Source organism: Ponticaulis sp., from assembly GCF_029210165.1.
Lineage (GTDB): Bacteria > Pseudomonadota > Alphaproteobacteria > Caulobacterales > Hyphomonadaceae > Ponticaulis.
This window is the reverse complement of the sequence record NZ_JARGNT010000002.1, coordinates 175,592-190,396: the sequence shown is the minus strand read 5'-3', so window position 1 is coordinate 190,396 and position 14,805 is coordinate 175,592. Positions and strand designations below refer to the sequence as shown.

Genomic DNA, 14,805 nt, shown 5'->3' with positions numbered 1-14,805 from the left:
TGACTCTCCTGTCTGGAAGTATCTGTCTAAGCGTACAGCTGCGTGACGGAGCTGGTGGTCTCCATAGAGCGCGTCCCATAGCGCTCTACCGGCAATCCGGTGATCTGTTGCATCGTGAGACCAACCCGCGTGATCGGGTCTCCATTTGCCACGATATTCTGACCCGTCTTGATACGACCGCCAAAGCTACCCGCAGTCATCATTGGTATGTTTTGAACTGCATGGATTTTCGCCCATGAGGTATCCGAGTGCGCAAGAACAAGTGTGTTATCGAGAAGCGTACCATCACCTTCAGGGATAGATGCAAGTGTCTCTACGAAGGTCGCAAAGCCTTTCATATTCTCGATCACAAACTGACTTGTCTCTACCTGATAGCCAAGGTCGGAGTCAGTGAACTCCTCATGGGTAAACAGGTGGTGACTGCTGGCCTCACCGCTCCTGTGGAGGCTCGACGCTGAATTTGAGAAAAGCGCATTGAAGTTGCGCGTCTGGTCACACGCCAGCGCAAGTGCGAGCAGCCGTGACATCACCGCATGGTTCGCGTGAACATTGGCAAGATCGTAATTGCCTTCTGTCTGCGCAGGGCTCTCTGGAATGGTGCAAGCTTCAGGAATTACAGGTTCCTGAGTTTGCAGTTCGAGTTGCTGCTCAACCTCACGAACCGACGTAAAATACTGATCAAGTCGCTGGCGGTCTTCCCGACCGAGTTGCGCTTCTAATGAACGCCTTTGTTCACCAACGACCGAGAGTACGCTCAAGCGGCTAAGCGTTCGCGGGTCAGGCTCAAACTCACCTTCGCCTGGACGCTGAAAACCGCCGCCAAATATCCGGTTGTAAAGCTGAAGCGGAGTTGCTTCAGGAGTATTGCGCACCTGCGCAGAGCGGAAACTATATGCATCACGAGGGTTACCCGTCGCCGCAAAATCGATTGTCTTGAAGCGCTTCGACGCGCTCATACGGTCTGCGATATCGTTTTCAAAAGTCGGCCCCTCGACCTGTCCGATCTTCTGACACGCAATTCCGGATCGTAGAGCGAATGTGCCACTGAAATGGACATGGTTTGGGCGACCATCCAAAATAGCGTCAAAGCCCGTCATGAAGTTCAGGTGATGCTTTACCGATTCAAGCGGCGCAGACTCCGGCAACAGATTAAGCTGACCATCCTCTCCAACAGTCGGGGTCCAGCGGCCCGGCGTTACCCCCAGCCCCCAAAACCACGTACCAAACCGCAAAGGATGGACCGCTGCGCCTTCAGCCAGAGCGGACGGAATCAGGCACTCAAGCCATGGCAGCCCTACGCCAATCGCCGTTCCCTGAAACATACCCCGCAGGAGAGACCTGCGCGAAAGGCTTTTACGTTCAATGCCGCTCATGAATTCCTCTCCTGTGTAGGTATGTTTGCTTGTTGGAGGTCTTCGCCTCCTTCCGCTTCCGGCAGCGAAACCGCATAAAATTCTTCACTACGCGCGATCGTCGCCATGAGCTCACGGAAATTATAATCGGACCGCTCAAACCCTCTCATGAGTTCGACATTCCAATAGCTGTCTATTTCAGTGTTCGATCGTCCGGTGGCATAGTATTGAAGGCGTTCAACAACGCAGGATGTTGCAGCCTCATGGTTCGCCAGAATGTTCTCTAAAGCCGGCAGATCGTCGTAGGCGATGCCATCAACTTCGCCACTGGTGTCGATCATCTCACCATGCTCGCGAATGCGGTACATGCCGGCGCCATCAAAATTCTCTAATGAGAGCCCGATCGGATCGATAAAGCGGTGACAACTTGCGCAGGCCGCATCGGTGCGGTGCTGGGTCAGACGCGCCCTTGCGGTTCTGAACTCCGGATTATCGACGTCCTGAACGACTGTAAAATTCACCGCTGCTGGCGCTGGCGCTACCGTCTGACAGAGCAAAGACTGTCTAACGGCGATACCTCGCAATGTCGCGGAAGACCGGCCAGGATGAGAATGAAGTGCCGTGAAACCGGCGTGGGACAGGAGCCCGCCACGGATGTCATCTTCAGGAAAGCGAACCAGCTCCCATCCTTCCGACGGGACAACGGGAACGGCGTAAATCATCCCCAAAGAACGGGTTAGAAACGTTTCTTTCGCCGTGAAGATCGAAGGGTAAGGTGCTTCATTGTCGATCAAATGATGATCCAGAAACATCATCAGCTGTTCATGAGCATCGTCAGCAACCGCCTGATTGAAAGCCGGATAAATCAGCCTGTCTTTTTCGAGAGATGAAAATCGGGAAAGGTCCAGAAAATCATCGTAGAAGGCGCGCGATCCCAGTCTAAGATTCTCCGAGGCGATCATGCGCTCGACCTGAGTCTCCAGACCTTCGCGAGAATGAAGCTCTCCAGCCCGTGCCGCTCGTAACAGCTCTTCGTCAGGAGCGGAATTCCACAGAAAATAGCTCAGGCGCGCTGCTATGGAATGATTTGTGAGCCTGACATCGCCGCGTCCGTCATCTTCTAACCCGTCGATGATGAAAAGGAATTGCGGAGATGACAGCATGCCTTCAATGACAAGCCCTGCAGCATTCTCAAAGGAGCCAACCTGAGCCATTGATGCATGCATCGCATCTGCCCAGACCTCAACATCCTCTGATGAAAGATCACGCCTGAAGAGAGCCTCTCCATACTGCTCGATAATTTGAGATGCGCATTCCCGATCAAATTCCGCAGATTCGGAAGGAGAGCACGGCATGTAATCCGCCCAGTTATCGGCTGAGATCACCTGGTCTGCGATAGAACCTGCAATACCGTAATACTGTTCGTATCCGCTGGCGCTGATCGAAGCCTGCGATGCACCGATCGCACCGAGGCCGTCTATGCGGATTTCCGGCTCAAAGCGCCCAACCACCGTGATTTCATCAGAAAACACGTCAGCAATAGTGTTTCGGTATTGCGCCTCCGTAAGGCGACGCATTTGCGGGGGCGGCATCTCGCCTTCAAAGCTATTCCCGCCCAAAATCAGACTTCTTGCGTCCGGTATAGCAAGCACCGCCGCAGCGATGACGCCAAGTCCGACGATGGGAAGCGCGATACTTTTAATTCCGGCCATTTCCTCGCCCTGTCGTCTTATTAGTATGTTTCGGAATCGCTGGCGTCGGAGCTATCAAGCTCCTCCATTAGCGCTTCCATCATGTCTTCTTCATCGCTCTGGCCGAGACTCCGTACTTCCCGAGCCCTTATACCGGCCCCTTCCACCATAATCTGCTCAACAGGAATGCCGTAGTATTCCGTTGTGTCGATAACGTAGTCGACGAGCTGATCTTCAGGTGGATGGATAACGAACGCCGGAACAGCCTCTATACGCATGGCAGTGGAGATGGCGGTACATCGGCCCGATGCCTCGTCGTATCGACCGTCTGCGTGCTTTTGCAGCGCAGCCCAAACAGCCGGACATGTGTATCCATTTGCGACCTGTAAGGCGCCAGCAGCATCATGGAAGTTATTCCAATAGGCATGCTCCAGGTCGAAATAGCCCACGAGATCGCCTTCCGCTGATCCGTCTTCATTAAGCGTGAGGTGAATAATCGTGTCGTAGATCAAATATTCGGCAGGACGACCAGACCAGCCAAGGCGCGTCCGGAGCGTGAACGGATTAGTGATCAACTCACCATCTACGATGCGCCCGGCACCAAGGCTATGCCAGATTCTGTTATCCGTGATCGTGATGCTGGCGTGCGGAAGACCATTCTTCTCACTATCGAACATCGTAGGCTCGAAGCTGGCATAAATACCAATTTCGACTTCATCGTCGTTCCGCCTGTCATCAACGCCACGGATCTCCATCACCGTGGTTGTCTCGCCATCCCGATAAGAGCCGATGTGGTAATCTTCCATCGCGCCGCCGGCAAACTCAGGGTCCCTGCGGAAACTATCGATGCAGCCCATTACCCGGTAAAGTTCATTGTCGACGCCGGGCGTTCCGTCAGGACTTGTAAAATCTACAGTACCGCAAGTCTGAGCATCGCTTCCGTCAGAAACAAGCCCATCAAGATCCCGCCCGTAAGCTGTGCCGCTTTGAACCACACGCATTGGAGGATCGTCGTAGGATGTGGGGATGTTACAGATAGACTCTCCGCCCTGTTCTGCCATCCGCTGAGCGGACAACGCATACCCCATCCGGTAATACGTTGATCGGTTCTCAGGCCTTAGCAAAAACTCCTGACGCTCTTCAGGAAGGTGCATGATAGCGACATCCCGGAGCGCCATCGCCCAGCCATCCGGACAGTCGGCGGGCGTCTCGTGGACGTCGTACCAGAAGTATGTGAAGGCTAGACCAATCGTCGTCGGGTCGCTTACAGCCAGCCGCGCCGGTTCTGCGATATCAGCAAGCGTTCTGGATTCTGCCTGTCGTGTTTCCTGCGCATCCGCAGCGCCAATGAGGCATAGCGCCGACACACTTCCGCAAATAAGGGTTCGGAACATACCGTTCATAATTTGCCTCCCAAACTAAGCTTGTTTCTCGGTCCAGGACACGCAGTGTCCGGCTGGATTCGCTGGAAGATTGTCGATCTGACACGATCCGCATTCGGCTTCGAGCCCGTTGTAAAACTCACAGTTCAGACAATTTCGGCCGCCTACTCGAGAAACCTCAGCGTAATCCCTGCCCTCCCGGGAGAGCATTTCGCTTCTCGATAGCGTGTCAGATGTCGCGCATTGCAGTCCGCTAGTCGCGCGATTTCCACAAGCCGCAAGCATTGCGCCGCCGGCGGACAATGCGAGAGAACTTTTTAGAAAGGCTCGACGCGTCGGGTTTGTTTTTATCACGTTCGTCATCGATTCTACGTTTCCTCCGCCAGTAGGAGTAACTTGAACGCATTTGCTCGTCAATGACAATCGCACTAATTGCGGATTACTGAACGCATCGGAGAGGCCAGATTAAATGGTTGTGCGCTCCCAGGAATGGACTTCATGTTTGAAATACTCACTACTCCAGAGACCATCACAGCTATTTTCCGATAGTTGTTTGTCTTCCAACGTTCAAAACGGTAGAAACTCTCAGTAGCTAATCTATCGGAAAGACGCGTAATGGACGGAATGCCCGATCATTCACAATCAAGCAGCCAACGCATTGTTGAGGCTGCGAACGCGGTATTTCTCAAAGGCGGCGTAATGCCAATATCTCTGGCTGATGTCGCGGAGATTGCAGGCGTCAGTCGGTCTTTGATCTACTCACACTTTCCGACACAACATGATCTCATGAACGGCGTTCTGCAGCTACACGTACCAGTGATCGAGAGCGTAACCGAGCTGGCTCGGAATTCTCATTCTGCTCAGGAAGCGCTATTGCAAAGTGCCCTCGCCTATTTTGACGCAATGCTCGAAGACGGGCCCACTCTCGCCTTGGCGCCGAACGATTCATTTCTGAGCGGGCGGGTGAGTGAAGCGTTTCAGACCGCCTGTATAAATTGCCTTCATACATTGGCGCGGTCGGCGAAAAGTATTTTTAAAGTGTCAGCGCGCGAAGCCGTCTCAAGCATCGTCATGCTGAAATCACTGCCTGATGAGGCGGCCCTACTCGCCTGGAACGGTCAGATCGAAGCAGAAATATGCAGGGAAACACTAGAAGACAGCTTTAAGCGCGCCATCGAGTCCATGACGTATCACGACGCCGTCTATCCTGCGGGCTAATCGCTGAGAGCGGAATCGGTGATGACCGGCACGCAAAGGATTTCCGCCTGCTCGAGCGAAATACGGTTCTGCGCCACAAGATGACCTGCTTTTCGCACAAAGGCAGACATCATTTTGGTTTTGATGATGGCCTGCTGTTCCGAAAGTTTGGTATTTGCCACAATGACATTCACATGCCGCGCAAGCGCTTCGCCTCGCTCCGCTTTTGCCCGCTCATCAATTGCTTTGCGTAGCTTGGAGTCAGCTGAAATCTGTTGAAGCAGCGGCCCTCGACGCGCGGCCTCTCGAAGATATGACACAGATGACATGACGATCTTGGTAATGCGCGTCGTACCACGCGGAATGATCCGTTTCCGTACGCGCTCGAAAGCCTGATATTCTTCGTAAGCAAGCTCGACCAGAATGTCTTCGCGGGTCGAATAGCAGTTGTGGGCCTGTGCCTCACTGATGCCGAGGTTTCTTGCAATCTGCCGCAGCGAAACTTCGTGAACACCTTCGGTTGTCGCGATTTTCCGGGCCTCTTCCAGAACCTGGCGTTTACGCTGCTCTAACGGTAGACGCGTACGTGAGCGCCGCGAAGAACTCACGCGGCCACCAATGCTAATTAGCTCATCGGGATCATCCAGCGCGCCAACTAAAACTTCAATATCGGGAGATACGCCGTTCGCCCAAAAGCCTTTGGGCGGCCTTTCAATATCTACGCGGTCGCATATTTTTGCGAGACCGTTCGGAGATAATCCGAAGTCAGATGCAAGAGCTGTCATCGGCTTGCTCCAGACAAGCTCCAACAGCTCCCGCTTTTTAATTTTATGCGGCGCACTCATAATAGCTGCTATACCCAACTCTCTGACGAATAATCAATTCGCCAGAAGATTAAATTCAGGCAAGTAACCTAAACGAGAGTCGCTTGCGTTTTGCTACGCACTTCATCTTCAGTGACTTCAGGCGCGAGCTCAACAAGTTTCAGTCCGCCTTCAACGACGTCAAAAACACCCAGGTCTGTAATGATGCGGTCGACCACACCTTGACCCGTGAGAGGCAGAGTACACGCTGTGAGCAGCTTGGTTTCGCCCGCTTTGTTGGTGTGATCCATCACAACGACGATACGCTTGACGCCAGCAACGAGATCCATCGCGCCGCCCATGCCTTTCACGAGCTTCCCGGGGATCATCCAGTTCGCCAGATCACCATTTTCAGCAACTTCCATCGCGCCCAGAATGGCGAGATTGATGTGTCCACCACGGATCATCGAAAAGCTGGTCGATGACGAAAAGAAGCTCGAACGATCCAGTGTCGTGATCGTCTGCTTACCGGCGTTGATAAGATCCGGGTCTTCCTTGCCCTCATACGGGAACGGGCCCATGCCAAGCATACCGTTTTCCGACTGCAGCGTCACATCAACACCGTCCGGGATGTAATTCGATACGAGTGTCGGGATACCAATTCCGAGGTTCACATAGAAACCATCTTCAAGCTCCTGAGCAGCGCGCTCAGCCATCTGATCTCTTGTCCAAGGCATAGCTCAGGCCTCCTCGCGCTTGCGTGTTGTAACTTTTTCAATTCGCTTCTCATGAGCGCCCTGAATGATGCGTTGAACGAAAATACCCGGCGTGTGGATGCCATTCGGATCCAGTTCTCCGACTGGAACCATCTGTTCAACCTCAGCAATAGTCACACGACCGGCTGTTGCCATATCATGATTGAAGTTCAGCGCCGTCGCATTGTAGACGAGATTTCCCTGCGCATCGCCCTTGAAGGCTTTGATGATCGACAAATCGGATACAAGGCCAGTCTCTAGGATGTAGGTTTCGCCGTTGAATTCTTTGTGCTCTTTACCGTCAGCAATCACAGTACCAACGCCGGTTTTCGTATAGAAACCGGGGATACCTGCGCCGCCGGCGCGACACCGCTCCGCAAGCGTGCCTTGAGGATTAAACTCAAGCTCGAGCTCGCCATTCAGATACTGGCGCTCAAACTCTTTGTTCTCGCCCACATAGGAGGAAATCATCTTCTTCACCTGACGATTTTCAAGAAGAAGCCCAAGGCCAAATCCGTCCACCCCAGCATTGTTGGAAATGATGGTCAGGTCCTTCACGCCGGACTCCCGGATGGCCTCGATAAGAAGTTCTGGAATGCCGCACAGACCAAATCCGCCGGACATAATAGTCATCCCATCGAACAGCAGGCCGTCTAAAGCAGCGGCTGCGTCGGAATAGGTTTTCTTCATGATTCTTTCCTCGACATTGCGGGTTTCCTCGCCCCGATAACCGCATCTGTATTCAAGGATCTGAAAAATTTCAACACTTGTTGAATAAAAGAATGGCCGATGGAAACCATCGGCCAGTTAGCAAGAAGGACACAAAAGCGAGAAAGCTAAACGGCTCTATCGCTCAGTGAGTTCAAACTATCCGATCCCATCTGAACGCTATCAGAACATTCCTGTTGCCATCTGTTCATAAAACAGAGAAGCAGAAAAGGTACCTGAACAGATATTCAATCCCGATGGAATATAGCTTCCAGGCTTCGAAGGTTCATCCCGTGCTTTTCGTAATTGAGCGGCGTGAGATTTACCGCCTTGACGAGTTTTCGCTCAATCGCGTGACCTGAACCGTCCGGAACGAGATCGACATCCAGTATATTAATGCAACCAGTGTCCTGCTCGAAACTGACCGAAGCATTCAGCCCCGCATTACAAAACCAGCTCAAGATCACTCGATTAATACCCTCGTGCCCCACTATGAGCGCGTTGCTCCAGCCGGGACGATCTATCAGCGCCAACAGCCCAGCAATTGCACGTTCACGTCCGTCAGTGAATTTCTCACCGCCGTCCAGAAATGTTGCGCCGGGTTTATCTGCATTTTCAAACTGAAACGTCATAGTCGCCGCAAGCTGTTCGCGGCTCTCAAACTCTATGAAAGTCCCGCTGTTCAACTCCTCGAACCGCTGATCATCCTCGAGCTCCGGCGGAGTACCGGCTTGCCAGTCCTGAACAAACGTCGCCGTTTCCCGACTTCGTCGCAGCCCCGAACAAATCAATATATCAAACGGGATTGCCGCCAATGCCTGACCGGCGGCATTAGCTTCTTCTTGTCCTTGAGGGGTCAGCCGCGCGAGCCGAGGGTTTTTGGATTGCACGACTTCTTCGGATAAATAATCAACATGGCCGTGGCGCATCAGATATATGCGCCGCCGCCCTGTTGTCCCCTCAAGATATGTCATCTTAGCTGATACCCCATTCCTTCAACACTTCTTCAGAATGTTCCCCGCGCTTCGGCGGCGGCGCCTGGATCGCTCCGGGCGTTTTAGAAAAGCGCGGGGCTGGTGCAGGCTGCACAACACCTTCAACAGAAACGAATGTTTCGCGTTCCGCATTGTGAGGATGCGATGGGGCCTCGTCCATACTCAATACAGGCGCAAAGCAGACGTCGGTGCCTTCCATGATGTCGCACCACTCATCGCGCTTCTTCTGTTTAATGATGGCAGCAAGCTTCTGTTTCAGTTCAGGCCAGTCGGACTTACTCATCTGCTTCGCGAACTGCTCATCCTTAATGTCAGCTTTTTCCAGAAGTAGCGCATAGAACTGAGGCTCGATTGAGCCAATAGACACATATCCTCCACAGGAGCATTCATAGGTGTCGTAAAAGTGAGCTCCGCCATCAAGTAGATTGTCGCTACGGTCTGACGACCAAATTCCGGACGCCTTCATCCCGTAGAACATGGCGCTGAGCGAGGCTGCGCCATCGGTCATTGCCGCATCAATTACCTGACCCTCACCAGTCTTTTCTGCATGAAGCAGAGCTGCACAAATGCCGAAAGCCAGATAAAGCGCGCCGCCGCCATAGTCGCCGACAAGATTGAGCGGTGGCGCAGGCGGTCTGTCGGCATGCCCCATAGCGCCCAGAGCGCCTGTCAGCGCAATATAGTTCAGATCATGACCCGCAGCCTTAGACAGAGAGCCAAACTGCCCCCATCCCGTCATGCGCCCATAAACAAGCTTCGCATTTCGTGCGAGCGCCACATCGGGGCCGAGGCCCATCTTCTCCATAACGCCGGGACGATAGCCTTCAATGATCGCGTCGGCTTTCTCGACGAGTTTAAGTGCCGTCTCGATACCCTCAGGGGATTTAAGGTCCAGCGTAATCGAGCGCCTGCCGCGACCCGTAACGTCATTCTTAGAGCCACTTGGCGGTCCCGGACGATCAACGCGCACCACGTCCGCGCCCAAATCGGAAAGCAGCATCCCGCAGAACGGGCCGGGCCCAATCCCTGCAAACTCGACAATCTTCAAACCGTTGAGAGGCCCATTAGCCATCTTTCTCTCCCTCACATTGTTATCTGAGAGAGAGTTTCGGCAGCTTTCGCGCAAATGAAAACCCCTCCCCTTGCGGCAAGCGGGCGAGCAACTGGCATAACCTGCCGTTAACCCTAAACCGTCAAACAGGAAGACAACATAATCAGGTCTGACGGTGCCACGAATGTTCACTCAAATCGCTTTAATCGCAGATGACAGCCGTAGAGATTATCTCAAAGATGAGCTCGCACGGTTCGGAATAGCTGCGGCAGCCCGCGGAGCTGATCCAGCGTCTCTGGCAGGCGTGCTGATTGACGGCTTCTCGGCCGAGGTGGACACAGCGGCGTTCGTTGCACCTGATAACCAGTTCTGCGCCCTACTCGCGTCACCATTCGAAACATCAGTGAACAGCCCTGAAGGTTTCGCACTTTCTCCTTCTGTAACATCGTTTGTTCAGCAGTTTCGCATCCACCAGCGCCAGCAGCAGGTGCTTCGTGAAGCAGAACTGCGACGCAATACGCTCGATAAGATGGGTGCCGGTTTCGTGAACCCGAACGGCTTCACATCGATCAGAGGCAAAACGATTCTGTTCTATGGGGAGCCGAGCGCTCTTTATTTGAAATTCAAGCGGGCCATGACCGAAAAAGGTTATGCCGTTGAAGCTGTGCTCTCTGAACGGACAGCGTTCGAAGCGCTACGAACACACAACCCAGCTGCTTTTGTTGTTCACATTCGGAATGCATTCTATCCGTACGAGCTGTTAGATCACGTTCATGGTCGCGCGGATCTGAAATCCATGCCCGTAATCGGCATTGCCGATACCGGCGAAGTGCTCCCAGACAGTCTCGATGCGCTGTCTGCGCTTGTTCGCGTTGGTGCGGACTTTGCGACCGCAACCGCCTCTATGACGCGTTTTGTTGAGAACAGCATCATTTCCGCACCCGTTCACGCACCTGACTGTCTCGCGCCAGCTCGCGACACTTACTCTAATTGTTTCAGCCGCGAATTCGCAGAACTTCACATTCTCGAACAGGCGGCTCAGGCTCAGCGGCTGTCCCAACCTATCACCGGCGCCGTTGTTCAGCCATTCAATCTCGACTCAGGCGACGCGCTCTCTGCGACAGGGCTAAGTCCATTCTCTGCGCTACTTCATTCGGTTGTAAGGCAGCAGGACTTTGTCACACGTGCCGATTGGGCGGATTTCGTTATTACGATGCCGGGTGCATCTGTCGTCGAGGCCGAAAGCGCTCTTGAACGCGCGCGTCGTGTACTGGAAATGACGCCTTCGAAAACCGGAGAGTATTTCAGCTTTCGATTCGATTTGAACGAGCTACAGCCGAATCAATCGGCTGCGCATTTCATGAAACGCTTGATGGATCGCCCTGAGTCTTCTCGCAGAGGGGCTCAGTCCAACGTCGCCTGAAGCTGGCCAAGAAGTTGTCGAACGCCTCGCGCTTTTTGTGTGGCGTTATTCCAGCTCGCGCTTAGAACCAGTTTAAAGTCTGGTCGCAGCTTGAGTTGGTTCGGCCGCTTTTGGACCAAAGCCACTAACTTGCCGGGCTCCACCGGCGACTTGTCACGGAATGCGAAGACTGCGCCTTTCGGTCCTGCATCGAGTTTCGCAATCCCCAGCGTTTTACAAGCCGCTTTGATCGACGCGATATCGAGAAGCTGAACCGTCTCATCTGGCAACGGACCAAATCTGTCGATTAGTTCGGCCGCGAATGCTTCCCGGTCTTCATTGTTTTCCACGTCAGCCAGACGTCGATAGAGGCTCATACGCGTGCCGAGATCAGCGACGTAGTCTTCTGGGATGAGTGCCGCGAGACCGAGATTGATCTGCGGAGACCAGTCGTCCTCGAAGTCTTCACCGCCCTGTTGAAGCGCTTTGACCGCGTCCTCCAGCATGTTCTGATAAAGCTCGACACCTACTTCACGAATATGCCCGGATTGCTGGTCTCCGAGAAGGTTACCTCCACCACGCATATCCAGATCATGGCTTGCGAGCATGAAGCCCGCGCCGAGACTATCGAGCGACTGGAGCACCTTGAGACGTTTCTCCGCCGAATCGGTGAGCATTTTGTCTTTTGGTGTTGTGAAATATGCGTAAGCCCGGAGCTTGGAGCGGCCGACGCGCCCTCGCAACTGATACATTTGCGCAAGGCCAAACATATCGGCCCGGTAAAGAATCAGCGTGTTCGCCCGCGGGATATCAAGACCGGCTTCTACGATCGTTGTAGAGAGTAGAACGTCATACTTTCCATCATAGAAATCAGTCATGATCTCGTCGAGTTCACCGGCAGCCATCTGGCCATGAGCCGTGATAAAGCTCACTTCTGGAACATTTTCTTTGAGGAACCGCTCCAGCTCCGGCAGATCTTTTACCCTCGGCGCGACGATAAACGCCTGACCACCTCGATAGCGCTCGCGAAGCAGAGCCTCGCGGATCGTCAGCATATCGAATTCAGTCACATAAGTACGGACAGACAAACGATCGACCGGAGGCGTGGCGATGATTGATAGCTCACGAATACCTGTGAGGGCCATTTGAAGCGTACGTGGAATCGGCGTCGCCGAAAGCGTGAGCACATGGACGCCGGATTTCATCTCCTTCAAGCGCTCTTTGTGCTTCACGCCGAAGCGTTGTTCTTCATCGATGACGATCAAACCAAGATTCTGAAAATCGACATTCTTGGCAAGAACAGCGTGCGTACCGACGACAATGTCGATGCTACCAGTCTTGAGACCTTCGCGCGTGAGGCTGGCCTCTTTTGTCGTGACCAGTCGCGATAGCTGCCCGACCTTTAATGGCCAGCCAGCCAGACGGTCTTTGAATGTCTGATAGTGTTGGCGGGCGAGTAGCGTCGTCGGGGCGATAATCGCCACCTGTACGCCGGACATTGCTGCCACAAATGCGGTGCGCAAAGCCACCTCGGTTTTACCAAAGCCAACATCGCCGCAGATAAGGCGATCCATCGGTTTGCCTGAAGCCAGATCACCGAGGCATTCTTCAATAGCGCGGAGTTGGTCTTCTGTTTCTTCGTATGGGAAGCGAGCGGAGAATTCCTCATAAACGCCCTGCCCCTCATCGATGACCACGCCTTTGCGCATCGCCCGCTCGGCAGCGATCTTGATGAGGCCGTCAGCCATTTCCATGATGCGCTTTTTCGCGCGCGCTTTCCGGCTCTGCCAGGCAGTTCCGCCCAGCTTGTCCAGCACGCCTTCGCCGCCATCTGAGCCGTATCGCGAGACGAGCTCGATATTCTCGACGGGTAAAAGCAGCTTGTCCCCGCCGTGATAGTGAAGCTCCAGGCAAGCATGGGGCGCACCAGATACCTCGACCGTGACGAGGCCCTTGTAGACGCCGACACCATGCTCCACGTGCACGACAAGATCGCCAGGTGTGAGGGATGCAGCCTCGGCAATGAAATTCGCTGCTTTCCGACGCTTACGAGGCCTGCTGATCCGCTCTCCTAGAATATCTTGTTCCGAGAGGACGCTTAGTCCTTCCAGCTCAAAGCCCGCATCCAGTGGCAATTCGGCGATTGCGAGACCTGCAGACCGGGCGCCATCAAGGCTATAAGCCCGCTGAATGGAATCCATACCGTGGTCATTCAGCACATTGATAAGGCGATCCGCAGAACCATCAGACCACGCGCCTAGCAAAACCGCATCTCCACGCTCTCTCAGCGACCGAATGTGAGAAATGACAGCATCGAATACGTTTTGATTCTGGGCCCGCTCAGGCCCGAAATCTCGCGCCGCACGGACGTCGAGGCTTAAGTGACCTGCACCGGGATCGGTATCGCGAGGTGAGAATCTCGCAGAAGGAAACTGCGCCAGATGCTTTTCAGCTTCTTTCCAAGGAATATACAGCGCACCCGGCGCGAGAACGCGTGCGTCTTCCTTATTTCCGGCGGCATGTTCGCGCGCCTGAAAATAGTCTTCAGCCTGAGCAAATTTTTCTTTCGCGGATTCAATCGCGTTCGGATCAAACGCAATGATGGCACCAGCGGGCAGATAGTCGAAAACAGTATCCAGATGGTCGTGAAATAGCGGCAGCCAGTTCTCAATACCCTGACGACGGATTTTAGATCTCGCAGCTTCAAACATTGGGTCACCGGCAGGCGGTCCAAATGTTTCGATGAATTTGGTTCTGAAACGGGATAGCGCTTCATCGGTGAAAAAGATCTCGCTGACAGGAGAGAACTCGACCGTTTTCAGCTGGCGCGTCGACAATTGGGTTTCAGGATCAAAACACCGGAGCGACTCGAGCGCGTCTCCGAAAAAGTCGAGTCGGACTGGCTCCGGCTCTCCGGGAGCAAAAATGTCAACGATACCGCCTCGTTGAGCATATTCGCCGCGGTCTCGAACGGTTGGAACGCGCGTGTAGCCGTTGGCAATGAGGAAGCTGTCTAATGTATCCTGAGCGATAATCTGGCCGGGCTTCAGAGCGAGAGACGCATCTTTTAGCGTCTCTTTCGGGGCGCACCTCTGAGCAATCGCGGCAGATGTCGTAATGACCAGGCGCGCTTTTGGTTGTGGGTCCTGAGCCAGAGCCGCTAATGCAGCGCAGCGTCTTGAAGCGACAGCAGCAGTAGGGCTCACTCGGTCATAAGGCAGATTATCCCACGCGGTCAGTCGAAGAATTTCGAGCGCAGGATCGTAAAACTCGGCAATTTGCGCCGCGGCCTGTGCGCGCCGGTCATCAGACACTACGAATAAAACGGTCCGATCGGACGCGCGCGCTTCACGCACGATTTCCAATAGCTCCGCACCAAACGGCGCAGAGTAAATCGTTTCGACATCTGCGCCGGCGCGCAGTTCCTGAAGAGCGGTCATGAGAATTTCAATTTTTTGAAAGAAGTGAT

Annotated in this window: 11 protein-coding genes; 2 read left to right on the top strand and 9 right to left on the bottom strand. The window is 53.8% G+C overall.

Going from position 1 to position 14,805, the window contains the following annotated elements; all coding sequences use genetic code 11:
- Window positions 1-26: 26 nt before the first annotated feature.
- The 3 genes from P1U45_RS12915 to P1U45_RS12905 are packed head-to-tail and all read right to left on the bottom strand — an operon-like array spanning window position 27 to window position 4,446.
- On the bottom strand, window positions 27-1,373 hold the full coding sequence (locus P1U45_RS12915) for a DUF1552 domain-containing protein (RefSeq protein WP_301059436.1): 1,347 nt from the start codon (window positions 1,371-1,373) through the stop codon (window positions 27-29).
- The gene (locus P1U45_RS12910; protein ID WP_301059435.1) at window positions 1,370-3,064 is read right to left on the bottom strand and encodes a DUF1592 domain-containing protein; all 1,695 of its coding nucleotides are present in this window, start codon (window positions 3,062-3,064) and stop codon (window positions 1,370-1,372) included. The genes P1U45_RS12915 and P1U45_RS12910 overlap by 4 nt, the downstream gene beginning before the upstream one ends.
- Window positions 3,065-3,084: 20 nt before the next feature.
- Window positions 3,085-4,446 (bottom strand): hypothetical protein, encoded by a 1,362-nt coding sequence (locus tag P1U45_RS12905; protein WP_301059434.1) that lies wholly within the window; start codon window positions 4,444-4,446, stop codon window positions 3,085-3,087.
- Window positions 4,447-5,040: 594 nt separating this feature from the next.
- On the opposite strand from P1U45_RS12905, the gene P1U45_RS12900 reads away from it, so the two are divergent.
- Window positions 5,041-5,643, top strand: a complete 603-nt coding sequence (locus tag P1U45_RS12900; protein WP_301059433.1) for a TetR/AcrR family transcriptional regulator — start codon at window positions 5,041-5,043, stop codon at window positions 5,641-5,643.
- Here the strand turns inward: P1U45_RS12900 and P1U45_RS12895 are convergent.
- From P1U45_RS12895 to P1U45_RS12875, 5 genes are all read right to left on the bottom strand, one after another.
- Window positions 5,640-6,407 (bottom strand): TetR/AcrR family transcriptional regulator, encoded by a 768-nt coding sequence (locus tag P1U45_RS12895; RefSeq protein WP_301059432.1) that lies wholly within the window; start codon window positions 6,405-6,407, stop codon window positions 5,640-5,642. The two genes, P1U45_RS12900 and P1U45_RS12895, sit on opposite strands and share 4 nt — an antisense overlap.
- Window positions 6,408-6,535: 128 nt before the next feature.
- Complete coding sequence (locus P1U45_RS12890) at window positions 6,536-7,162, bottom strand: 3-oxoacid CoA-transferase subunit B (RefSeq protein WP_301059431.1); 627 nt, start codon at window positions 7,160-7,162, stop codon at window positions 6,536-6,538.
- A 3-nt stretch (window positions 7,163-7,165) separates the two neighbouring features.
- Entirely contained in the window at window positions 7,166-7,870 is a 705-nt protein-coding gene (locus P1U45_RS12885; protein ID WP_301059430.1) for a CoA transferase subunit A, read from the bottom strand.
- A gap of 266 nt (window positions 7,871-8,136) precedes the next feature.
- On the bottom strand, window positions 8,137-8,862 hold the full coding sequence (locus P1U45_RS12880) for a histidine phosphatase family protein (RefSeq protein ID WP_293608007.1): 726 nt from the start codon (window positions 8,860-8,862) through the stop codon (window positions 8,137-8,139).
- Window position 8,863: 1 nt separating this feature from the next.
- The gene (locus tag P1U45_RS12875) at window positions 8,864-9,955 is read right to left on the bottom strand and encodes a CaiB/BaiF CoA-transferase family protein (RefSeq protein WP_301059429.1); all 1,092 of its coding nucleotides are present in this window, start codon (window positions 9,953-9,955) and stop codon (window positions 8,864-8,866) included.
- Between the two features lie 163 nt (window positions 9,956-10,118).
- On the opposite strand from P1U45_RS12875, the gene P1U45_RS12870 reads away from it, so the two are divergent.
- Window positions 10,119-11,357 carry a hypothetical protein gene (locus tag P1U45_RS12870; protein ID WP_301059428.1) on the top strand — a complete coding sequence of 413 codons (1,239 nt, stop codon included), beginning with the start codon at window positions 10,119-10,121 and terminating at the stop codon, window positions 11,355-11,357.
- Here P1U45_RS12870 and mfd read toward each other — a convergent pair.
- Complete coding sequence (mfd, locus tag P1U45_RS12865; protein ID WP_301059427.1) at window positions 11,339-14,776, bottom strand: transcription-repair coupling factor; 3,438 nt, start codon at window positions 14,774-14,776, stop codon at window positions 11,339-11,341. The two genes, P1U45_RS12870 and mfd, sit on opposite strands and share 19 nt — an antisense overlap.
- Between the last annotated feature and the right edge of the window lie 29 nt (window positions 14,777-14,805).